General features: G+C 56.6%; 18 protein-coding genes. 9 read left to right on the forward strand and 9 right to left on the reverse strand.

What is annotated here, in order from left to right; genetic code table 11:
• Positions 1–267: 267 nt before the first annotated feature.
• Genes VGM55_RS26710 through VGM55_RS26730 form a run of 5 tightly spaced genes read left to right on the forward strand, consistent with a single transcriptional unit; the run spans position 268 to position 5224 of the window.
• On the forward strand, positions 268–1341 hold the full coding sequence (locus VGM55_RS26710; protein WP_154187650.1) for a PTS fructose transporter subunit EIIC: 1074 nt from the start codon (positions 268–270) through the stop codon (positions 1339–1341).
• A 12-nt stretch (positions 1342–1353) separates the two neighbouring features.
• Positions 1354–1674: a PTS fructose-like transporter subunit IIB gene (locus tag VGM55_RS26715; protein WP_154187649.1), complete on the forward strand. Its 321-nt coding sequence runs from the start codon at positions 1354–1356 to the stop codon at positions 1672–1674.
• A gap of 56 nt (positions 1675–1730) precedes the next feature.
• Positions 1731–4028 (forward strand): formate C-acetyltransferase, encoded by a 2298-nt coding sequence (locus VGM55_RS26720; protein WP_154187648.1) that lies wholly within the window; start codon positions 1731–1733, stop codon positions 4026–4028.
• Positions 3994–4869 carry a [formate-C-acetyltransferase]-activating enzyme gene (locus VGM55_RS26725; protein ID WP_154187647.1) on the forward strand — a complete coding sequence of 292 codons (876 nt, stop codon included), beginning with the start codon at positions 3994–3996 and terminating at the stop codon, positions 4867–4869. The genes VGM55_RS26720 and VGM55_RS26725 overlap by 35 nt, the downstream gene beginning before the upstream one ends.
• Position 4870: 1 nt before the next feature.
• Complete coding sequence (locus tag VGM55_RS26730) at positions 4871–5224, forward strand: PTS fructose-like transporter subunit IIB (RefSeq protein WP_154187646.1); 354 nt, start codon at positions 4871–4873, stop codon at positions 5222–5224.
• Here the strand turns inward: VGM55_RS26730 and VGM55_RS26735 are convergent.
• Positions 5214–6011: a helix-turn-helix domain-containing protein gene (locus VGM55_RS26735; protein WP_414648322.1), complete on the reverse strand. Its 798-nt coding sequence runs from the start codon at positions 6009–6011 to the stop codon at positions 5214–5216. The genes VGM55_RS26730 and VGM55_RS26735 overlap by 11 nt on opposite strands.
• Before the next feature lie 322 nt (positions 6012–6333).
• Between VGM55_RS26735 and VGM55_RS26740 the strand changes: the two genes are divergently transcribed.
• A complete protein-coding gene (locus VGM55_RS26740) occupies positions 6334–6870 on the forward strand; it encodes a glycine zipper 2TM domain-containing protein (protein ID WP_331637257.1) in 537 nt (178 codons plus the stop codon).
• Positions 6871–6915: 45 nt separating this feature from the next.
• Here the strand turns inward: VGM55_RS26740 and VGM55_RS26745 are convergent, their stop codons facing one another.
• The 6 genes from VGM55_RS26745 to iucA all read right to left on the reverse strand — a co-directional run bounded on the left by VGM55_RS26745 (position 6916) and on the right by iucA (position 16158).
• The gene (locus VGM55_RS26745; RefSeq protein WP_331637258.1) at positions 6916–7935 is read right to left on the reverse strand and encodes a Gfo/Idh/MocA family oxidoreductase; all 1020 of its coding nucleotides are present in this window, start codon (positions 7933–7935) and stop codon (positions 6916–6918) included.
• Positions 7936–8068: 133 nt separating this feature from the next.
• Complete coding sequence (gene iutA / locus VGM55_RS26750; RefSeq protein WP_331637259.1) at positions 8069–10270, reverse strand: ferric aerobactin receptor IutA; 2202 nt, start codon at positions 10268–10270, stop codon at positions 8069–8071.
• Positions 10271–10393: 123 nt separating this feature from the next.
• Positions 10394–11749, reverse strand: coding sequence for an NADPH-dependent L-lysine N(6)-monooxygenase (iucD, locus tag VGM55_RS26755; protein WP_331637260.1), 1356 nt, complete (start codon positions 11747–11749; stop codon positions 10394–10396).
• Positions 11750–11752: 3 nt separating this feature from the next.
• Positions 11753–13486, reverse strand: coding sequence for an aerobactin synthase IucC (gene iucC / locus VGM55_RS26760; protein WP_154187642.1), 1734 nt, complete (start codon positions 13484–13486; stop codon positions 11753–11755).
• The gene (iucB, locus tag VGM55_RS26765) at positions 13486–14433 is read right to left on the reverse strand and encodes a N(6)-hydroxylysine O-acetyltransferase (RefSeq protein ID WP_331637261.1); all 948 of its coding nucleotides are present in this window, start codon (positions 14431–14433) and stop codon (positions 13486–13488) included. The genes iucC and iucB overlap by 1 nt, the downstream gene beginning before the upstream one ends.
• On the reverse strand, positions 14434–16158 hold the full coding sequence (gene iucA, locus VGM55_RS26770; RefSeq protein ID WP_331637273.1) for an aerobactin synthase IucA: 1725 nt from the start codon (positions 16156–16158) through the stop codon (positions 14434–14436).
• Between the two features lie 132 nt (positions 16159–16290).
• Between iucA and VGM55_RS26775 the strand changes: the two genes are divergently transcribed.
• Positions 16291–17502 (forward strand): MFS transporter, encoded by a 1212-nt coding sequence (locus tag VGM55_RS26775; RefSeq protein WP_331637262.1) that lies wholly within the window; start codon positions 16291–16293, stop codon positions 17500–17502.
• A gap of 15 nt (positions 17503–17517) precedes the next feature.
• The gene (locus tag VGM55_RS26780; protein WP_331637263.1) at positions 17518–18408 is read left to right on the forward strand and encodes a siderophore-interacting protein; all 891 of its coding nucleotides are present in this window, start codon (positions 17518–17520) and stop codon (positions 18406–18408) included.
• Positions 18409–18705: 297 nt separating this feature from the next.
• Here VGM55_RS26780 and VGM55_RS26785 read toward each other — a convergent pair whose 3' ends face one another.
• The gene (locus tag VGM55_RS26785; RefSeq protein WP_154187639.1) at positions 18706–19341 is read right to left on the reverse strand and encodes a TetR/AcrR family transcriptional regulator; all 636 of its coding nucleotides are present in this window, start codon (positions 19339–19341) and stop codon (positions 18706–18708) included.
• A 247-nt stretch (positions 19342–19588) separates the two neighbouring features.
• On the opposite strand from VGM55_RS26785, the gene bhsA reads away from it, so the two are divergent.
• On the forward strand, positions 19589–19846 hold the full coding sequence (bhsA, locus tag VGM55_RS26790; RefSeq protein ID WP_039291989.1) for a multiple stress resistance protein BhsA: 258 nt from the start codon (positions 19589–19591) through the stop codon (positions 19844–19846).
• Between the two features lie 237 nt (positions 19847–20083).
• Here bhsA and VGM55_RS26795 read toward each other — a convergent pair whose 3' ends face one another.
• On the reverse strand, positions 20084–20980 hold the full coding sequence (locus tag VGM55_RS26795) for a hypothetical protein (RefSeq protein WP_331637264.1): 897 nt from the start codon (positions 20978–20980) through the stop codon (positions 20084–20086).
• Positions 20981–21480: the final 500 nt, after the last annotated feature.

The raw sequence follows: 21480 nt of genomic DNA on the forward strand, positions 1-21480 counted from the left end.
GCGGGGAAAAGGGGAGGGGCTATCTGACAAAACTGTTAAAAACTAGATAAATGTAATATCCCCGTCGAAATGCGATGTGCCTCACAGGTTGCAGCAAATACGCGTTCGTTAGCGAAATGACCAACTCTTTGAGAGCGATCGCATTTTTCATCGGATATTACAAAAGTCCAGTAAATGGCCTTTTTGTCCACTGTCTGTTGCGCTGCCGATTGCCTATTGTGGCCTCAATAACCTTATGAATATGGGCCTGTGTCCCGGGAGCAGCAAATGAAAGAGTTGGTGCAGATCCTCAAAAATACCCGTCAGCACTTGATGACCGGCGTGTCGCATATGATCCCGTTTGTGGTCGCCGGAGGCATTTTGCTCGCGGTATCCGTCATGCTTTACGGCAAGGGCGCTGTGCCCGACGCCGCAACAGATCCCAACCTGAAAAAGCTGTTTGATATTGGCGTGGCGGGGCTGACCCTGATGGTGCCTTTCCTCGCAGCCTATATCGGCTACTCCATCGCCGAACGTTCCGCGCTGGCGCCCTGCGCCATTGGTGCCTGGGTCGGTAACGGCTTTGGCGCAGGGTTCTTCGGGGCGATCGTCGCCGGGATTATCGGCGGGATCGTCGTTTTCTATCTCAAGCGCATTCCGGTGCCGAAGGTGCTGCGCTCGGTGATGCCTATATTTGTGATCCCGATTATCGGCACCTTTATTACCGCCGGGATCATGATGTGGGGCCTTGGTGAGCCGGTGGGGGCGCTGACGCACAGCCTTACCAACTGGCTGCAGGGGATGCAGCAGGGCAGCATCGTGCTGCTGGCGATTGTGGTGGGACTGATGCTGGCGTTCGACATGGGCGGCCCGGTGAACAAGGTGGCCTACGCGTTCATGCTTATCTGCGTGGCGCAGGGGGTGTATTCAGTCGTGGCGATTGCCGCGGTGGCGATTTGCGTGCCGCCGCTAGGGCTGGGCCTGGCAACGCTGATGAAGCGCAACAACTTTAGCGCGGAAGAGCGGGAAGCCGGAAAAGCGGCGCTGGTGATGGGCTGCGTAGGGGTGACCGAAGGGGCTATCCCGTTTGCCGCTGCCGATCCGCTGCGCGTAATCCCCTCCATCATGCTGGGCTCAGCCTGCGGCGCGGTGACCGCCGCGGTTGTCGGCGCGCAGTGTTATGCGGGCTGGGGGGGGCTGATTGTCCTGCCGGTTGTCGAGGGCAAGCTGGGGTATATTGCCGCCGTTGCGGTGGGGGCCGTCGTCACCGCCGTGAGCGTCAACGTACTGAAAAGCCTGGCGCGGAATAAACCGGTCGTTGAGAAAGAAGACGACCTGGAGCTGGATTTCGAGATTAACTAAGAGGGAATGATCATGATTTCAATTATCGCAGTAACCGCCTGTCCGTCCGGCGTCGCTCATACCTACATGGCCGCCGAAGCGCTGGAGGCCGCGGCAAAAGCCAAAGGCTGGCAGGTGAAAGTGGAAACTCAGGGCTCGATCGGCCAGGAAAATACCCTGACGGCGGAAGAGGTGGCCGCGGCCGATATGGTTATCCTCACGAAGGATATCGGCATCAAATTTGAAGAGCGTTTCCAGGGTAAAACCATTGTCCGCGTCAACATCAGCGACGCGGTGAAGCGTGCCGACGCCATCATGAACAAGATTGAAGCCCACCTGACGCAAACCGCCTAGCGCCCGGGCCCGCTCCGTTCGGGGCGGGCAGCCTTAACTGATTGAAGGAGTGCCCCATGACGAATCGCATTCAACGCCTGAAAGACGCCCTGTTTGCCAGACCCCGTGAAATTTCTCTCGAGCGCGCGCTGCTCTATACCGAAAGCCACCGGCTGACGGAAGGCGAGCCGGTGATCCTGCGCAGAGCCAAAGCGACGGCGCATATTCTGGATAAGGTGGCGATCGCGATCCGTGATGAGGAGCTGATTGCCGGTAACCGCACCGTGCAGCCGCGCGCCGGGATTATGTCGCCGGAAATGGATCCGTACTGGCTGCTGAAGGAGCTGGACCAGTTCGCCACCCGCCCGCAGGACAAGTTTGTTATCAGCGATGAGGACAAGCGGATCTATCGCGAAAAACTGTTTCCCTACTGGGAAAAGCGTTCGATGAAGGACTTCATCAATGCCAGAATGGCGGATGAGGTGAAGGCGGCAGTGGCGACGCAAATTTTCAGCGTGAACCAGACCGATAAAGGGCAGGGACACATCATCATTGATTACCCGCGCCTGCTGGAAAATGGACTGGGAGCGCAGGTGAGCGAGCTGCAAACACTCTGCCAGCGCGAGCCGGATAACGACTTTTATGCCGCCGCGCTGCTGCTGCTGAAAGCTTCACAGCGCCATATTCTGCGCTATGCCACGCTCGCCGATGCGCTGGCGCTTCAGTGTGACAACGCGCAGCGGGCGCAGGAGCTGCGCCAGATGGCCGACATTTCACGCCACAACGCAGAGCACAGGCCGAGGACCTTCTGGCAGGCGTGCCAGCTGTTCTGGTACATGAATGTGATTTTGCAGTACGAGTCGAATGCCAGCTCGCTGTCGATCGGCCGCTTTGACCAGTACATGCTCCCTTTCTATCAAGCCTCGCTGAGCCAGGGGGAGGATCTGGCTTTCCTGCGTGAAATGCTCGAATCTCTGTGGGTGAAGTGCAACGACGTGGTGCTGCTGCGCTCAACCAGCAGTGCGCGCTATTTCGCGGGCTTCCCGACCGGCTATACCGCCCTGCTCGGCGGCCAGACCGAAAACGGGCGCAGCGCGGTAAACATCCTTTCGTTCCTGTGCCTGGATGCCTATCAGAATGTCCGCCTGCCGCAGCCTAACCTTGGCGTACGCGTGAATGAGATGACTGACGGTCCGTTCTTACGCAAAACCGCAGAAACCATTCGGCTGGGCACCGGTATTCCGCAGATTTTTAACGATGAGGTGATCGTGCCAGCGTTCCTGAACCGCGGCGTAACGCTTGAAGATGCCCGTGATTATGCGGTGGTGGGCTGCGTGGAGCTTTCAGTCCCCGGCAAAACCTACGGGCTTCACGACATCGCGATGTTCAACCTGCTGAAAGTGATGGAAATCGTGTTGCTGGAAAACGAAGGCAACGCGGACATCAGCTGGGAAACCCTGCTGGAAGCCATTCGGCTGAAAACCCGCCATTTCATTTCACTGATGGCGGAGGGCAGCAACATTTGCGATATCGGCCACCGCGACTGGGCTCCGGTGCCGCTGCTGTCGTCGTTCATCAGCGATTGTCTGGCAAAGGGCAAAGACATCACCGAGGGTGGCGCTCGCTACAACTTCTCGGGCGTTCAGGGGATCGGCATTGCCAACCTCAGCGACTCTCTCCACGCTCTGAAAGGCATGGTGTTTGAGCAGAAAAGAGTGAGTTTCGACGAACTGCTGTCGGTGCTGAAAGCGAACTTTGCCACGCCGGAAGGGGTGAAAATTCGCGCGAGGCTGATCAACCGCTTTGAGAAATACGGCAACGATATCGATGAAGTGGACAACATCAGTGCCGATCTGCTGCGTTATTACTGCAAAGAGGTAGAAAAGTACCGCAATCCGCGCGGTGGGCAGTTTACGCCTGGCTCTTACACGGTCTCCGCGCATGTGCCGCTGGGCGCGGTGGTGGGCGCAACGCCAGACGGGCGCTATGCGGGCGAGCAGCTGGCCGACGGCGGGCTGTCGCCGATGCTCGGGCAGGATATGCAGGGGCCAACCGCCGTGCTGAAATCCGTGAGCAAGCTGGATAACACGCTGTTATCAAACGGTACGCTGCTGAACGTCAAATTCACGCCCGCGACGCTGGAGGGCGATGCCGGGCTGAATAAGCTGGCCGATTTCCTGCGGGCTTTCACCAGTCTGAAATTACAGCACGTCCAGTTCAACGTGGTGAATGCCGATACTCTGCGTGAAGCGCAGGGGCGGCCACAGGACTTCGCCGGGCTGGTGGTGCGTGTGGCTGGGTACAGCGCGTTCTTCGTGGAGCTGTCGAAGGAGATTCAGGATGACATTATCCGCCGCACCGCGCATCAGCTGTGAGGTGCTGGAGATGCGCGCTGATATGGCGCGCATTTTCAATATTCAGCGTTACTCCCTGAACGACGGTCATGGGATCCGCACGGTGGTTTTTTTCAAAGGCTGCCCACATCGCTGCCCGTGGTGCGCCAATCCGGAGTCCCTTTCGCCCGGTATTGAAACCGTCCGGCGCGAGAGTAAATGCCTGCATTGTGCTCCCTGCCTGCGCGATGCGGACGAGTGCCCCTCGGGGGCATTTGAGCGCATTGGCAGGGATATCACGCTGGAGGAGCTTGAGCGTGAGGTGCTAAAAGACGAGATTTTTTATCGCACATCGAGCGGCGGCGTTACGCTCTCGGGCGGTGAAGTGTTAATGCAGGCGGGGTTCGCGACCCGCTTTCTCAGGCGCCTGCGCAAGGTGGGGGTGCATACCGCCATCGAGACCGCAGGCGATGCGCCATTGAGCCGCCTGCTGCCGCTGGCTCAGCAGTGCGATGAGGTGCTCTTCGATTTAAAGATAATGGATCCCGTGAGCGCTCAGGCGGTGGTGAAAATGAATCAGCTGCGGGTGCTGGAGAATTTTTTAGCGCTGGTGAGCGAAGGGATCAGGGTCATTCCGCGGCTTCCGCTGATCCCGGGGTTTACCCTGGAAGACGAAAATGTGCGACGGGTGTTGGTTTTTTTAGCCCCGACGGGCCTCCGGGAGCTGCATTTGCTTCCCTTTCATCAGTATGGTGAACCAAAATACCGACTGCTGGGCGGCGAATGGACGATGAAAGCCTGCCTACCGCCAACGGCCGAAGAGATTGCCCGCGTGCGCGTGCGGGCAGAAGCTGCGGGTTTTCAGGTAACAGTGGGAGGTTAAGATGAGGGGAACTGGCGGAAGATTTCTGGTGGCGGTCACCGCCTGCGTGAGCGGCGTGGCCCATACCTACATGGCGGCAGAGCGGCTGGAGAAACTGTGCCAGCAGGAAAAATGGATCGTCAAAATTGAAACTCAGGGCGCGCTGGGCATTGAAAACGCGCTAAGTAGGGATGAGATCGAGCGCGCTGACGTTGTGCTGCTGATCGCCGATATCGACCTGAGCGGCGAAGCGCGTTTTAGCGACGCGCGCTATGTTCGCTCAGGCATTAATACTTTTTTACGCGAGCCGCAAAAGGTGATGAGCGCCGTGCGCAAACTGCTTTCGGCCCCTCAGCACACCCATATCACTCTTTAGTCAGCAGCTGGCTGTGGTACTGCCGTCGGTATTCGGACGGTGAGCGGTCGGTATTCTTGCGAAACAGCCGACAGAAATAGTTGCTGTCGGTGAAGCCGCAGGCGTGCGCCACTTCCTTCACTTTCAGATCATATCCCTTGAGCAGCGCTTTGGCTTTTTCGAGCCGGGTGTGGTTAAGATATTCGTTAAAGCCTAAGGCGCCGCTTTTATTAAACAGGTGCGAGAGATAATTAGGCGAAATGTAAAACGCGTGCGCCACCGAGTACCGAGTGAGGGCGTCGGCATAGTTCGCATCAATATGATCGCGGATAGCTTCGAACAATGCCTGGCTGCGCGAAGCGGTCTGGATCTGGCTGTTTAGCAGGTCGGCGCAGTGGCTTAGCAGGCTTATCACAATCATCCGCGCGGTGTTGTTATCCTGCGGCTGCATGCGGATCTCATTCAGTGCCTGTAATAAAAAAGAGCCCACGCGCGGGCCACGGCGGGCCACGTGCTGTTTCATCACATTCTGCAACTCATCCCCATCCCAGCGCTGCACGCTGAAGCCCAGCTGCTGCTTGCCGAATAAAATGCTGAGGGTGGTGGCCGGTTTATCCCACTGCGGGCAGTTCCAGCTTCCGGCGGGTACATACAGCAAATCATGGGCTTTGAGCTGGTACGGCCCGTCGCTGATTTCTCCCTTCAGCACGATCTCAAGCCTTGGGAAATCGACCTGAAATGCCAGCGGCGGTACCGCACCGCTTTCCTGAGCAAAGTAGCACATCGTGAGCACGTCCATTGATGACATCAATGACGTCACGATTTGGGTGATGCTGCTGTCGTTCTGTTCCATCACTTCAACTCTCCTCAAGAATTTACAAAAAAACGCTGACAGATCACTGGCCTCTTTCCCCTTCAAAAGCTTAACTGACAAGCATTAGGCCACCGCGCCGGGTTTTTTATTGCCGGTAACCAGCATAAAACTCGGCATATTCCTAACCTGCGGCTCAGAGTTGTCTTAAACACGCCTTCTCACCACACGATCCCGCACTTTTAGTCCGTAGTCTGATTTCTTAAACCTGTCACCTGAGTGCAAAATTAGGTTAACAACAAGGTCAGGAGGATGTCCTGTGAATAAATCAATGTTAGCGGGTATTGGTATTGGCGTGGCCGCTGCGCTGGGCGTGGCTGCGGTCGCAAGTTTGAATGTGTTTGACCGTGGTCCCCAGTATGCACAGGTGGTGTCTGCGACGCCAATCAAGGAAACGGTAAAAACACCGCGTCAGGAGTGCCGAGATGTGGCCGTGACGCACCGTAAACCGGTCCAGGATGAGAACCGAATTCTGGGTTCCGCACTGGGCGCGGTAGCCGGTGGCGTACTGGGTCATCAGTTCGGCGGTGGTCGCGGTAAAGATGTTGCCACGGTTGTCGGTGCGCTGGGCGGCGGTTATGCAGGTAACCAGGTGCAGGGCGCGATGCAGGAGGGGGATACCTATACCACCTCTCAGCAGCGTTGTAAGACCGTGTACGATAAGTCAGAAAAAATGCTCGGCTATGATGTCACCTATAAAATCGGCGATCAGCAGGGCAAAATCCGCATGGATAAAGACCCCGGCACCCAGATCCCTCTGGACAGCAAAGGCCAGCTTGTTCTGAACAAGGCCTGATATCCAGCCTCAAAAGAAAATCCGCCATCCGGCGGGTTTTTTGTTTTAGCGCTCGCCACGTAGCGTTTGTTGCAGCGTGAGCAGCGCCCTGACTTCCTGAATTCTGCGCCGGGTTAATGCGGGTATTGCCTGCGGCGATCGCTCAAACAGCGTCCCGTCGCCAAAAATAACCTCTCTCAGGCAGCGGTCGTAAAGCGGGCCGCTCATATCCAGCGTGGGTTCGCCGTCTACGGTTAGCGTTTCCTCTGCGCCACGGCGGTCGGCGGCAATCACTCTGCCGTCTTTCAGCACGATATTGATGCCTTTTTGCCCGCCGGCGGGCCCGGCATATTTGTTCAGCTGCAGCACGCAGGGGATACCGCCAATCTCTCCGCGCAGCAGCGCCTGGCCTTCTGCGGTGGTGAAGTCTCCGGACAAAATGCTGTTGTCGAGCCGGTCTTTGGCCAGCAACAATTCAAGCGCCAGCGACTCGTCAGCACCGGCCTGGATCAGCGTTTCCCGCATCATCGCCAGCACGTGTGTGCCAATGTCCACAATAACGCCGTCCGGGTGACGCAGCTCGCGGGTATCGGGCTCGCCGGTGGCAAAATTCAGCGCGATGGGCTCTCCGGCAGCGTTAAAGCCGCTCGGCTCAAGTAAAAAGCCTTCAATACGGTCGATATCTCCGGGGCGCTCAATAAAGCGCGCTGCATCGGTTCTTATCATCCAGTGGTCCAGGGCAAGTACCCTGGCGGCAACGACCGGATCGCTTAGTAGGGCTTCAAGTTCATCAAGCTGCTGCAGCGTCGCTGCGACAGGTTTTTCAACCACTATCGGCAGAGTACTTTGTTGCAGCACGTTTTTCAGCATCGGCAAATGCTGGAGGGACGAGGTGGTGATAAACACCAAATCCAGCGGCAGCGCTAATAGCTGCGATAAAGACGGTAAAAGTGTAATCGCTTCGGAACGGTAGCGCGGCGCTGGGTCAAAGCCGTAGCAAACCACATCGCTACGAGAGAGTCGGCCTATCGCCGGAATATAGGCTGTTTCTATCACGCTGCCCACGCCAATAAACCCAATTTTCATATCGTCTCCGGTCATAAGAGAGGCTTAAATATCCCTTATTTTTAAAAGACTATTTGGCGCTGGTCGAGGGATAAACTGTTAGGAAGGGTAAGCGAGTGAACTTGCCCGGCAGGCGCCGGGCAAGGGGAGAAGCTTAGAACAGAACGGAGTAGTTCATGCCAAAGGTGCGGCCACGGCCTTTGTAGTCATACAGCGAAGCAGGGCCATAGCCCGGGCTGTAGTACAGAGGCGCACGCTGGCCCCAGACCGTGGTGTAGTCACGGTCAAAGACGTTTTCTACGCTGAAGCTGAGTTTACCCACCGGCAGATCGTAGCTGCCGAGCAGGTCGACGGTGGTGTAACCGTCTACGCTGTAGCCTGCCGCGTCGCTCACGTTAAAGGAGGTGGTGCTCTGCACGCGAAGGCTCCACGGATCTGGCGCCCAGCCGATGTAGGCGGTCGCTTTCGACGGGCTTGCCACCTTCACGTCATACTTCTGCCAGCTGCCGTTAACCTTAGATTCCGTTTTCAGGACGTTAAAGTTCGCGCCGGTGCTCCAGTTGGTATCAGGAATAAAGTAGTCCACTGCGCCTTCCACGCCGTAAATACGACGCTTGTCGTCCACGACGCTGATGGTCAGGTCCTTATTCGCCAGCACGCTCTTATCAGACAGCGAGTAGTAGGCTGCAATCTGCGTGCGCAGGTTGTCGCCGGTGTAGCGCCAGCCCAGCTCGTAGGAGTCAACCTTCACGCCCTGCAGCTTGCTGGCGTCTACGTTGACGCTGTTGGTCAGCGGCAGATGGCCGTTAACCGCTGCGCCATAGGTGCCGCGGCCGTAGTATTTACCCGGATCCGGCAGCTCTACGCCCTGGGAGAAGTTCAGCCAGGCCTGCTGGCGCTCGGTGATGTGCATCAGCAAACCGGCGTTGAACAGGAAGTTATCGTAGTCGGTGGAGCCGCCAGGGATAGCGTCGGCAGATTTTGCCGTACCGGCCGCAATTTGCTGCTGCTGCGCGAAGCCGATGAAATCATCAATCTTATTCTCGGTGTACTGGTAGCGCACGCCGCCGCTCAGGGTAAAGATATCGTTGATGTCATAGCTGGACTGCAGGAAGGCGGCCAGGTTGCTGATGTCATACGACGGGTAACGCCCGGTGGTATAAATCTTCTGATTGTTCAGGCCGCCGGAGGCGCTGGCCTGCGCCAGATCGAAGAACATCTGGTTAGAGGTAAAGCGTTCGTGGTCGGCGTCCAGGCCGTAGGTCAGTTGCCAGCCGTCGAGCGGCTTGCTGTTCATCGTCAGCTTCGCGCCGTACTGGTTGGTATCCTGCTGGGAAGAAGAAAAAGCGGTCGCTTTCTTGTTCGCATTCACCGTCGGGAACGGATAGAACAGCAGCGACTCGTCGCGATAGTAAACCTGGCCCACCAGCTCCTGGCCGAGGAAATCACTGTTGGAGTACTGCATGCTGATCAGGTGACGCTCGGTGCCCGGCACGCGGTCAGAATTCAGGCCTTTACTAACGTACGGGCTGCTGGAGCCGCTGATGGCGGAGAAGTTTTTCCCGAGGTTCAGGCCGTAATCATCGTCACCCTTGCTTTTATAATATTGGGTCACGAGCTGCAGCTGCTGGTTTTCATCAATGTTCAGCGTGCCGGTGCCCATCACGTCAAGGCGGTCGGAATACTGCAGGCCGGTCTGGGTGTTATCCAGCAGCGTGGCATCGCCGTTGCCGTCAAACCAGCCGCCAAATTTCTGGTAGGCTACCGACGCGCGACCAGAGATATGGTCGTTACCGCCGGAAATAGCGCTGGCGACGCGCTCGTCGTGATCTTTACTGCTGTTAAAGCCGCTCTTGATGCCGGTCTCAAATTCTACCTGGGTATCCTTCTGGCCTTTTTTGGTCACGATATTGATAAGGCCGCCGGTACTGCCGCCGCCGTACAGGGCGGTTGCGCCGGAAATGACTTCAATATGATCGATGTTGAACGGATCGATAGAGTCCAGCTGGCGGCTGTCGGTGCGGGAAGAGTTGAGGCGCACGCCGTCAACCAGCACCACCAGCGGGCGGCCACGCACGTTCATACCGTAGTTGGTGCGGCTCTGGCTGCTGACGTCAAGGCCGGGGATCAGCTGGGCCAGCGCGTCTTTAAACTCTTTGCCGCCCTGGATCTGCTGCTCCAGTTCGGATTTCTCGATCACCCAGGTGGTTTGGGCCATTTCGGCGACGGTGCGGTTGCTGCGGTTGGCGGAAACCACCATCGTCTCGTCACTGGTTTGCTGTGCCACTGCTGGCGCCATCATGGCGAGCAGTAACGGGTTGAGCGCCCAAAGCGTATGCTTTTTGGTTATCATCATTGTTCCTTCACACGGGCTGACAAACATCGGCCCAAATATGCTGTGTCCTCGTTACCCTTCAATCTGTCCCGGTGTTAACGGCAATCCCCCGTCCCGTAGCGGCCTACGTTTCGGGGGATGTGCTCAGTTAGCGCCGGGCTGCATTTCGAATGATTTAGAGGAATAGTGAGTTAAGGAAGCAGCACTGTGCTGCGGTTTTTCCCGGCTGCCGCTGCGCCATTGAATCAGCGCGGGCGGCGTACTGAGATCGAACAAATCACGCCCCAGCGCGCGATTCAGAATTTTGGCGGAGCGCCACGCCATCAGGCTCAGCTGCGGCTCGGCAATCCCGTGGGTTTGCATGCTGGCGTTGACCGCAAAAATGTTATTTCCGGCCGGGCCGTTCCACTCCAGCGTAAAGTCGTCGCGCACTTTGAAGTTGCACTCATCAAGCATCGTCATGCGTGGCATTAACGGCGAAAGCATTTGCGGCAGCGTTGGGCGGTAGCCGGTGGCGAAGATAACCACATCGCTGTCCAGCGTGTCATAGCCCTCGTCGAGGTGATGTTCCAACAGCAGCTGCCAGCCCAGGCCGCGGCTTTCAAGGCCGGTGACCGAGCGGCTCGGCAGCAGGCGCGCATTGCGTGGCTGGCCGAGCACTTCAAAGCGGTGATAAAGCTCGCGATAGATGGTCAGCAACGAGTCGGCGGTAATGCCGTCGGAGGTCATTTTCTGCTCATCGAGCATCTTCTGGCGCGCGTCTTCATTCAGGCCCACAAAGCCAGAGACGTATTCCGGGGTGAAGTATTCGTTGGCGAACGCGGCTTCATCCAGCGCGTTAAAGTTATTGCGACGTGAGACCCAGTTCACCTCAGCAACTTCGCCCCACGCGCCGCGGAACGCGTTGAGGAACAGGTCCGCGCCGCTTTGCCCACCGCCGACAACCGTTACACGTTTGCCGCTCAGATTCGGCAGGCGCAGGCTCATTTCGCTGGCGTGGAAGCAGGTCGGCGTGGCGGTTTTTACGCACGGCGGCAGGTGAGGCTGCTTGCCAATGCCGAGGCAAATATTGCGCGCGAGCGTTTCCCCCTGGCCGGTCTGCACCACAAACAGCTTGCGCTGCTCGTCGAAATCAATGCGTTCGACCGTCTGGTTAAACTTCAGGTTATCCATGCCCTCTGCGGCCCAGCGCAGGTAGTCCGAAAACTCATCGCGCGAGACGGTACGCAGCTCGGTGGTCAGAAAACGGTAGAATTTTTTGCGCTTCACCAGGTAGTTCACAAAGCTGAACGGGCTGGTGGGGGCCACGGCGCTGACCAAATCTTTCAGGAACATGGTCTGCATATGGCAGTCCGGCACCAGCATGCCCGGATGCCACGCAAAGTCAGGGCGGCCGTCAAAGAACTGGCTGCTAAATCCCTCTGCTTCGTGAGACAGTGCCGCAATGCTAAGGTTAAACGGGCCGATACCTACGCCAATAAAATCAACAGTGTTTGTCATAATTCAATCCCTGGTTACCAGCCACAGCGGGTTTTGCAGATCCTCGAGGTAATTCGGCAGCATGCGGCTGCCTCCGTCCTGGTCAGGCCAGGTCAGTTTTACCGGGTTCAGCACAACGCGGATGATTTGTGGCTTAAAGAGTGAGAAAAGCGCAAAACGCGCCGACATTTGCGGGTGTTCCTGCATGTAATCACTCAACACTGCGGCCAGCAGCTGATAAAAGCGTCTCTCCGGCACGCCAAGGCGAGCCATGAGCGGCGAAACAAAGCGCAGCACCGTCACGAAATGGCCGGTCTGCAAATCATGAATTAAGTAGTCGGCGCTCAGGCGGGCGGTCACGTCCCGCACTTCCTGAGGCAGGGAGTCCATCTCCGGGAACTCATCCTTCACCAGACGCATATCGCCCTGGAAATCCTTCAGCAGCACGCGCTGCGGCACGCCGTCTTTCATGGCGAGCGTAATATTTTGTCCGTGGGCAATCAGCGCCACGCCGTAGCGGCAGAGCAGGTGGTACAGCGGCACCACCACCACGCGGAACATCTGCGTCAGCCAGGTTTCCGCGTCCAGGCCGGAGCGAGCGATATACGCCCCAATCAGCGACTGATTGTTTTCGTCGCACTCCATCAGGGTAGCCATCAGGATCGGCGTTTCGTCCGGCTTCAGCCAGCGGCTCGGGTTCTCGCGCCAGATAACGCCCAGCATCTCCTGGTAGCGATAGGGGGCCTGAGCGAGCGCGGCGTAGCCTGCATGAGAAACGTAGCCTGCAGCCGGTTCGCCGAGGATAACCGCCCCGGTTTTCACCAGCGTGCTGTCCGTGGTGAACACGTTTTGCAGCCAGCGGGAGGCGAGCGGCCCGGCGGCAATGTATTTGCCCGGAATGCCGCGATAGCAGGAAGTGTTATAAATCGTCAGCGGCAGCTTGATGTCTAAACCGCCCTGGCGGCTGGCGTTAGTCAGCGTGCGCAGCGACTGCTGGGCCAGCCACTGGTCGCCAAATTCGCCCAGGGAAATCATTTTGCCTTCGGCGAGATCGGCGACGAAATCGAGCGCGATTTTCTGCTGCCACTGCCACGGATGCACCGGCAGCGGAAGCCAGCCGTCATCCAGGCCGCTGGCCTGCCACGCCTGCGTAAAGCGGGCCAGCTCCTGCTCGTCCATCGCCGCGGCGATGAGCTGCTGGATATCCAGCTCGCTGTCGCAGCGCCAGACCATATGCTCGCGCTTCACCGCCAGCCAGTGCAGGCGGAAGGTATTGGCATACTCCGGCGCATAGCGCTCCAGTGCCTCTTTGCCCCAGCCGCGACGCCCTTTGTTAAAGGCAAATTTTGGGTGACCGCTGAGCAGGCACTGCAGACGGTCCGCGTCCAGATCGATAAGGTTTTCTGCGCTCATGCCACGGCGCGCGTTCAGCAACTGCAGGTCGCCCAGCAGGGTGGCGTACAGATCCTGCATATGCTCGGCCACGGTGGCGTCGCTCATCGACAGCACCGGCTTGAGCTGCATTAGCAGCGTTTGGGCTAACACGGGCTCGTCGGCGCAGCGCAGCGTCTGCGCATCAATCCACAGCCAGCCCCAGATGCCGCGCTCGGCGTTAAAATGCCACTCTGCACCGGCTAAGCTGATGCAGTGGCGATTTTCGCCCAGCGATTCGGCCTGAAAAACCTGCTCGTACTCCAGCTCAGCCAGCATTTTTGCCACCAGCTGGCGGTTCACAAAATCCCAATCCTTGCGATTCATTACAGACCTACCTTGCTAAAGAAGTTGTGGCGGTCAGCCATGACCAGGCGCGAACGCTTGTGCGGGAAATCAAACTCCTTAAGCGTCGTGTAGCCCGCAGGCTCCAGATGGCGGAACAGGCGCTGATTATCAGCCCGCGGCTCCAGCACGGTACGCTGCGTGCGCGGCTCGTCCAGCAGCAGGTAGTGGGTCAGCCCGCGCAGCCAGCTTTGAACATAGTGCGCGCCGCGCCACTGCTGCTCGCCAACCAGCAGATGCAGGCCGCGATCGAACGGCCGCCAGGCATAATGGCGGCCAATGCGGTCTTCTGCCGCCCAGTAAATTTCGAAGTAGCTGAACGGCTGGTCGTCGAAGCAGCCGATCAGCGGGAAAGCGTGTTTGCCGGTAAGCTGGCGCGCCAGGTACGCGGTTTGTACCTCCAGCGAGCCGCTTTGCTCCCAGAAATAGTCCACGCGCGGATCGTTCATCCAACGGGTAAAACGTTCGGCGTCGAGCGTCGGATCTGCTACCCGAAAGCTCAGCGTTTTGCGAACGCGCGGATCGTAACGGCGATAAACCTCGCCCGTCGGACGAGCGGGGCGGAGCGGGAAATAGATTTCGCGTTCAGCGTCAAACACCATCTCACCGGAAGCCTGATTAGCCGGAGCGCTCAGCCACAGCGGCAGCTGCCAGAAGGTCGCGCGGTGAACGATGTCGCTTTTAAGCAAATCGAACAGTACCAGCGCCTGCGGCTCTTCCCGCCATTCGGCATAAGGCAGCACGATAGAAGTAAGCTGCGGCGCGGCAACAAACATCTGATCCAGCGCGTCACGCAGCCAGCCTGCAGGCAGTTCGCCCGGCCAGTGCAAGACCGCGCCGCCGTCCTGGCCCCAGCCAAGACTCAGAGGCTTATCGAGCTTTTCACAGCGCAGCCCGTGCCCGCCGTGAACAATAGATGCCTGAAACATTCAGCCCTCCTGAGCCTGCAGCGGGTTCACAAAGTCGAAATAAATCACCGAAGGATCGACGATGGTGTTTTCGTTATGGTCGTGCAGGTAGCAGAAGAAGTTACCCTTCACGTTCCAGTGCGGGCTTGCCAGCACGTAGTCGAGACAGGTTTTATGCGTAACCTCATCGCGTACGGCGCTGAGCGCGCTGCGTACACGGCCCATCAGGTTCACTTCGCTATCCAGGCCCGCGGCGCCGAGCGCGGCGGTCACGGCGAACGTGGAGTTCACCAGCAGGTAATAAGGGAAGTAGCGCAGAAGCTGTTCGCGGGTGAAGACGTTCTCCGCCTGCGCTTCGCCAATCATGTCTAGCCAGCCCGTCGCATGCGGCATAAAGGCGCTGCCCTGGCAGTCGCGGTAGATAAGCCCGACCGGCAGATCCTGCTGCATCGCCACCAGAATGTTTTGCTGGTGAGCCAGTAAAACCAGGCCGTAATCCGCTTCGGCGGTAAACAGCGGCTTCAGCACCTGCTGGCAATACGCCTCGACCCAGGCGTGTGCGGCCTGCTTTGGCGTAATTCCCAGGCGGCTGCTCAGGCGATTAACCGCGGCAACCAGCAGCGAATCACCGCCGTCTGGAGCAGACTGCGTCAGGGAGACCAGCACGTTAGTCTGGCTCTGCGGCTGATCAACCAGCAGGTTCTCACGCAGGGCAAACAGGCTTTCTTCCATGATATTGCCGTGCAGGCAGCGCAGCCCGGCCCAGCCGTCTTCCTGCATCACGCGGAAGGTTGGGAAGCGGGCCTGCAGCGTCTGCCAGCGGTCAGTTTGCGCGAGGCGTGCAAGGCGCATTCCGCGTTTGACTTCTTTTACCGACAGCGTGCGTACGGAGTTGGTCAGGCGCACGCTCAGAGAGAATTTGATCATGTCGCGGCTGGTGGCGCAGTAGAGCGAGCGTGAAGAGGTGGTTGGCAGCCACGGAGCACCGGCTTCGCCCAAATCTTTCACCAGTCCTTTGGCGACCAGCTGCTGGCACCACTCCTGCTCCAGCAGATAGCCTGCCTGCCAGGGATGCAGCGGAAACAGCCATTGATTGTCGCTAAGTTCGCTCAGCAGCTGCGGCGCATTTTCAGCGGCAAAGCGCGTCAGGCGCTGCTGCAAATTGAGATGCAGGCTTTCACCCGCCAGATGGCTCTTATCCACCGCGAACCAGCGCAGCGGGAAATGCGGAGCAAAATCAGGCAGGTAGCGTTCGGCTTCCTGCTGGTTAAACGGTTCGTGGGATTTCGGCGCCGGGTGGAAGGCGTGTCCCACCAGCAATGCCTGCTCGGCTTCACCAAAGTTCAGGGCTTTTTCGCGCAGCCCGTTCCAGTCATGGCGAGCTTCAATCGCCTGTTGGGTATGGGCATGGCTTTCCATTACGCGCTGATAAAACGCTTCACAGCCGGTGGCCGGCAGCATTTGTTGGTGCTGGAGTTTATCGATAATCAACTGGGACAGAGTAGCGAAGTCAACCGGCTGGCTGCCGGTGGCATTGACCAGGCGCGCCGGGAATTCAAAGCGGTGATGCTGGGTAGGGGAGAAATAGGCCACTTTGAAGTAGAGGGCCTGTTGTTCACCCAGCGGGATAATGAGTTCGGCGGGCTGGCTGTCGGTCAGTTGCCAGTCGTTGGTTTCGCGAACAAGGGAATTCAGAAAGCACTGTGCGGCCACATCCCAGGCCAGAGTTTTATTTGGCAAAGTCATCATCAAACAGTTTCCACGCGTTATGATAATGCGAATTCTGCCGATAACGTTTCTCATTATCAATAACAATTGTTAGAATAGATAAAATAAATTTTACAAATACGCACAATAACCCCACGGATTAGCAACATTGTGACATCTCTTGAACTGGCGGAATCGCCGCAAAAATCCCTTTCCTGCTGGCCACTTGCGCTGAGCGCCGGGCTGCTTGGCGTCGGGCAAAATGGCCTGCTGGTTGCGATCCCGGTGCTGGTGATGCAGACACATTTGAGCCTGTCCGTCTGGGCGGCGCTGCTGACCCTGGGATCGATGCTGTTCTTACCGTCCTCGCCGTGGTGGGGAAAACAGATCGCGCGGCTGGGCAGCAAGCCCGTGGTGCTGTGGGCGCTTGCGGGATACGGCGCAAGCTTTATGCTGCTGGGGCTCGGCAGCCTGTTGCTGGCAACGAATACCGTAACGGGCATCGTCGGGCTGGGCATATTGATTGTGGCGAGGATTATCTACGGCCTGACCGTGTCGGCAATGGTCCCGGCCTGCCAGGTCTGGGCGCTGCAGCGAGCGGGGGAAGGCAAACGCATGGCCGCGCTGGCGACGATAAGCTCCGGGTTAAGCAGCGGCCGCCTGTTCGGGCCGCTTTGCGCCGCCGGGATGCTGGCGATTCATCCACTGGCCCCGCTGGGGCTGTTGATGGTCGCGCCATTGCTCGCCCTGGTGATGCTGTTGCGTTTACCGGGCACGCCGCCGCAGCCTGCCGCCGAGCGCAAAAGCGCTCGCCTTCGCCCTGACTGCCTGCCGTACTTGCTTTGCGCTTTACTGCTGTCCGCGTCGGTAAGCCTGATGCAGCTGGGGCTTTCTCCGGCGCTCGCCCGCCAGTTTGCAACGGATACTGCGGCCATTAGTCACCAGGTCGCGTGGCTGCTTAGCCTGGCGGCGGTGGCCTCGCTCTCCGCGCAGTTTGGCGTTCTCCGCCCGCAGCGCCTGTCGCCGATGGCGCTGCTGTTAAGCGCCGGAGCGCTGATGGTTTGTGGCCTGGCCATGATGATTTCTCTCCAGCTGTGGTTGTTTTACCTCGGCTGTGCGGTGCTGTCGTTCGGGGCCGCGCTGGCGACGCCTGCGTATCAGCTTCTGCTGAACGACAAACTCGCCGACGGAGCCGGGGCGGGCTGGGTGGCTACCAGCCACACGCTCGGCTACGGGCTTTGTGCGATGCTGGTGCCGCTGGTGTCAAAAACCGGGGCCGAGGCAGCGCTGATTATGGTGGCCTTTTTAGCCGCCGTGTTATTTACCGTGGTGTCTGGCGTTATCTGGCGCAGCCGTCACCGTTCACGTCATTCTGCAATTTAAGCGTAAGGAAAAGTTATGGCTGGAGTTCAGGGCTACCGTCTGTTCAACGTTCAACTGGCGCGGAAAACGGCCGTGTCGCCTTCGCTATTGAGCCTGGTGTTTAGCGGGCCGGAGGTAGCACAGATGAAATGTGACTCACCGGATCAGCGCATTAAAATGCTGTTCCCGTCCGAAGACGGGACGCCGCCGTCGCTGCCCGCTGAAGGGCAGTGGTATCAAATTTCCCTGGGGATGCCGAAAGCGAAGCGCCCGATTATTCGCACCTATACGCTGCGCCATGTCGATCCTGCCCGCCAGGAAGTGACGGTGGAGTTTGTCAGCCACGGCACCGAAGGCCCGGCTTCTGCATGGGCGATCAATTCGGTGCCCGGCGATGCGATTCAGATCGTGGCGCCTAACGCCGCTTATCCGGAAGACAGCGGTGGCTATGAGTGGACGCCGCCTGCCGGGCTGCGTAACGCGCTGATTGTTGCCGATGAAACCGCGCTGCCTGCCGCGCGCGGCATTCTGGAAATGCTCGCGCATCAGGCACATCCTCCGAAGGTGCAGGCTTTCTTTGAAGTCCCGGAAGAGGGCGACTGCGTGGACTTAAGCGCCTATGGCTTCGCTGAGATCAACTGGCTGCCGCGCAAAACCGTCTCCGCGACGCACGGTGAATGCCTGATTCAGGCAGTAAAAATGCAGGCGAGGGTGCCGGAAAGCGGCCATCATGAAGTCGTCCAGGAAGAGGCGGAAGACGAGCTACTATGGGACAAGGCGACTACCGGCAGTAACGAGTTTTACGGCTGGGTGGCGGCGGAGTCGACGGTGGTTAAGCTGCTACGCCGCCATTTGATCGGCGAGCGCGGCGTGGAGCACGAGGCGATTAACTTTATGGCCTACTGGGCGAAAGGGCGCGTTCGCTAATATACTCGTCATACTTCAAGCTGCAGGTGCGTTGCCTGCACCCGTTATTCGGCTCATCCCTGAGCCTCACCCTAAAGGGCCGCTGTGAGCAGCGTTCAAATCTGTTCCAGACCGATTTGTCACCTCAGTCACATAGTTAGCTATGCTCCTGAGGATTCTCGGCTTTGCCGCGTTACTCGGCAAGCCTCGCCCCTCCGGGGCCAGCGTAAACGCTGTTCAAAAAGACCTGAAAGTCTTTTTGTCCTGCAACTCGAATTATTTAGAGTATAGATAAGGCGGCCACAGGCCGCCCCATAATCAGATCTTCTTCAACTGCGGCATCAACATCACCGTCGTTTTCACAATCTGCATTAACTCTTCATAGCTGGCGTTCTCACGGGCGCTGACCGACATCCCCTGAATGATGCAGCACAGGTATTTCGCCAGGCAGCGAATATTGCGCTCTGCCGGGATCTCACCCTTTTGCTGGCGTATTTCAAGGAAGCGCACCAGCGTTTGCTCCTGAACCGCATGTCGGGCTTTTATCGTTGCGGCGATGTCTTCCGACGACGCCGCCAGCACGGATGAAGTACAGATGATAAAGCATCCCGACGGTGTGCTCTTATCGGTAAAGCATTTTGCGACTGCCGAGAGATAGTTCTCCAGCGCAGCCTCCATGGTCTGCTCTTCACAGAACAGGCAGGCTTCGTGCTTTGCCGCAAAACGCGCGATATAGCGATCCAGCACCGCACGGAACAACCCTTCTTTGTTGCTGAACTCCGCATAGAGCGTAGGTGCCTTCGCCCCGGTGGCTTCTACAAGATGCGCCATGGATGTTGCTTCATAGCCATGCTGCCAGAAAAGTGTCATGGCCTTGTCGAGTGCTGCTTCCCTGTCAAACACCTTTGGACGGCCACGGCTTTTTTTACTGCAACTTACTGTCTCGGTTGCCATACCTGCCGTTTAACCTCTGTCTAATTAGTGAACACTCATTATAAAAATAATCGGCGACGGTAGCCAGCGCCATGTTATGAAAAATAATTATTTCTTATCACGATGAAAAATAGCGCTTTTTTTAATTACTTAACGGTCGTTATAAAAATATGTTGACGCGTGATGTAGATCACGTTTATGATTTTGTTATCGATCGTTAACTAATTAAGTTTAACGACCCCAAAATCACCTGCACAGGACACAAAACATGAAAACCTTAACAACTCTGTTCGCTGCCGCCGTTATTAGCTCACTCTCATTTGCAAGCTTTGCGGCTGTTGAAGTTTCCGCTACGCCTGCCGGGCAGCAGAAAGTCGGCACTATCAGCGCCGATGCGGGCAGCAACCTCTCTTCCCTGGAAGAACAGTTGGCCGCGAAGGCCGATGCAATGGGCGCTAAATCGTTCCGTATTACCTCCGTTAACGGTCCGAACACCCTGCACGGTACTGCCGTCATCTATAAATAAGCCAGACGTTAACCCTCAATACGTTTGACCTTATTCGTTATATGCCACTGCAAGCAAAAGGCCCTGTCGCAAGACAGGGCCTTTTTTTGTTGTAAACTAAAACCACGTCCATAGAACGTGGTTATCGACATTTTATGGCGCGGACGGTATTTCCGGTAAGTTTTGATGGTATGTGCTTCCTCTGGATGAAGGAATAATACATTTATTATCCGTAGTGTTTTCAGATAACGAAAAGGGTCAGCTTTTTTTTGCTATATTACAAATACGTTTGTATTCGCTTGCCATGTGTTCAATACAGCGGGGTAATTCTATCTCAACAAATGCCCCAGGATAGTTATAGCTATGCGGGAAGCTTTTCAGTTGAATTAGAAACTGTTCCAGTATGGCATACAAAGGAATATTGTACTCAACTTGGTAGCGTCGGTACTGGCGTTGCCAGATAACTCTACAGTAGTAGTCAAAATAATTACGGCTTTCCCTGAACTCAAGTTCTCTGAACTTTTCGAGCAAAAAGTTGAATACCGGCACCGCTAGGGCTTTTATTCGTTCCGCCTCAATCAGTTTGTCTTTTCCCATCGGCACCGTTGCGTTTGCCAGGCGAGAACGAATACAAGCAACAGGATTCAGTACAAGTACCTTTTCACTGGATATCTCTTCAGCATCAGTAGCTATATAAAAGCGCTCTGTATTGAGTACAAGACCTTCTCCCCTCAAATCTTGCACCTCAAACCCGGTTGGCCGGTCGATAATATCTATTATATTTGTTTCATCAGAACGAGGATCGAGAAATAAGCCTTCTTCATCTTCTTTTACTTTCCCGGTATCTAAATCGATCAAATCTAGCACTGCAATAGATGGAGGATTAAACACCTCCTGCACATGCGGCTTGACGTTAAACAATTCAGCGATAACTTCTACAGTTTCACGATGCGTTACATAGTCCACATCAACAGAGGTAATACTCTCAAGGCCGGGCCTTACTTGGTATGCTTCAAGGTAGTAGCCGTACCAGTAGACTACCGCTTGTCCTCCTACAGTTATGACTGGCGATGGTAGGCGGTGGGCGTTTCTGATCAGACTTTCGTTCAATTTCATCAGTTGAATTGCTGGCGGAATGATATGTTGCCTTGTCATAAGAAAGCTCTCTAAAAATGTACAGATGTAAAAAAGCCCATCTATTAGATGGGCTTAATATAATCTTGTTCTGTAAGACAACAACTTATCAGTTAAAGAACGATGCAACCACAGGGTTTTGGCATTGCTTCATACCGCGTGGAGCGCTTACCATGACAGTGCCTTTTTTACGGCCATTACGGATCGCTTCAACATCTTTCTGGTACAAACGTTGATTGCGTTTCTTTCTTTCCTGTGGAGACATGGTTATCACCCAGTTTGAAGTGGTTAGGAATGGTTGCGTTTTCCTTTGATGGAGTAAGCATACGCGCCTCGTAATCAAACCGCAAATTTTCTTGACAGCCAAAATTAATGATTCGTAAATCAGGTTCACATTCATGGGGCGATGGGGTTAACCAACAATCTTGCTTGTGTTTACCATGTTGTTGTCAGAAACATATACTACCATCGCCGTTGAATTTATCTGCAAGATCTTCATCGGAAATGTCGTCCATATCCTT

The organism is Cedecea sp., assembly GCF_036500665.1.
Taxonomy (GTDB): Bacteria; Pseudomonadota; Gammaproteobacteria; order Enterobacterales; family Enterobacteriaceae; genus Cedecea.

Coding starts and splice junctions, on each gene's coding strand:
- VGM55_RS26710 (WP_154187650.1), top strand. CDS start 268: ATGAAAGAGTTGGTGCAGATCCTCAAAAATACCCGTCAGCACTTGATG.
- VGM55_RS26715 (WP_154187649.1), top strand. CDS start 1,354: ATGATTTCAATTATCGCAGTAACCGCCTGTCCGTCCGGCGTCGCTCAT.
- VGM55_RS26720 (WP_154187648.1), top strand. CDS start 1,731: ATGACGAATCGCATTCAACGCCTGAAAGACGCCCTGTTTGCCAGACCC.
- VGM55_RS26725 (WP_154187647.1), top strand. CDS start 3,994: ATGACATTATCCGCCGCACCGCGCATCAGCTGTGAGGTGCTGGAGATG.
- VGM55_RS26730 (WP_154187646.1), top strand. CDS start 4,871: ATGAGGGGAACTGGCGGAAGATTTCTGGTGGCGGTCACCGCCTGCGTG.
- VGM55_RS26735 (WP_414648322.1), bottom strand. CDS start 6,011: ATGTCATCAATGGACGTGCTCACGATGTGCTACTTTGCTCAGGAAAGC.
- VGM55_RS26745 (WP_331637258.1), bottom strand. CDS start 7,935: ATGAAAATTGGGTTTATTGGCGTGGGCAGCGTGATAGAAACAGCCTAT.
- iutA (WP_331637259.1), bottom strand. CDS start 10,270: ATGATGATAACCAAAAAGCATACGCTTTGGGCGCTCAACCCGTTACTG.
- iucD (WP_331637260.1), bottom strand. CDS start 11,749: ATGACAAACACTGTTGATTTTATTGGCGTAGGTATCGGCCCGTTTAAC.
- iucC (WP_154187642.1), bottom strand. CDS start 13,486: ATGAATCGCAAGGATTGGGATTTTGTGAACCGCCAGCTGGTGGCAAAA.
- iucB (WP_331637261.1), bottom strand. CDS start 14,433: ATGTTTCAGGCATCTATTGTTCACGGCGGGCACGGGCTGCGCTGTGAA.
- iucA (WP_331637273.1), bottom strand. CDS start 16,158: ATGACTTTGCCAAATAAAACTCTGGCCTGGGATGTGGCCGCACAGTGC.
- VGM55_RS26780 (WP_331637263.1), top strand. CDS start 17,518: ATGGCTGGAGTTCAGGGCTACCGTCTGTTCAACGTTCAACTGGCGCGG.
- VGM55_RS26785 (WP_154187639.1), bottom strand. CDS start 19,341: ATGGCAACCGAGACAGTAAGTTGCAGTAAAAAAAGCCGTGGCCGTCCA.
- bhsA (WP_039291989.1), top strand. CDS start 19,589: ATGAAAACCTTAACAACTCTGTTCGCTGCCGCCGTTATTAGCTCACTC.
- VGM55_RS26795 (WP_331637264.1), bottom strand. CDS start 20,980: ATGACAAGGCAACATATCATTCCGCCAGCAATTCAACTGATGAAATTG.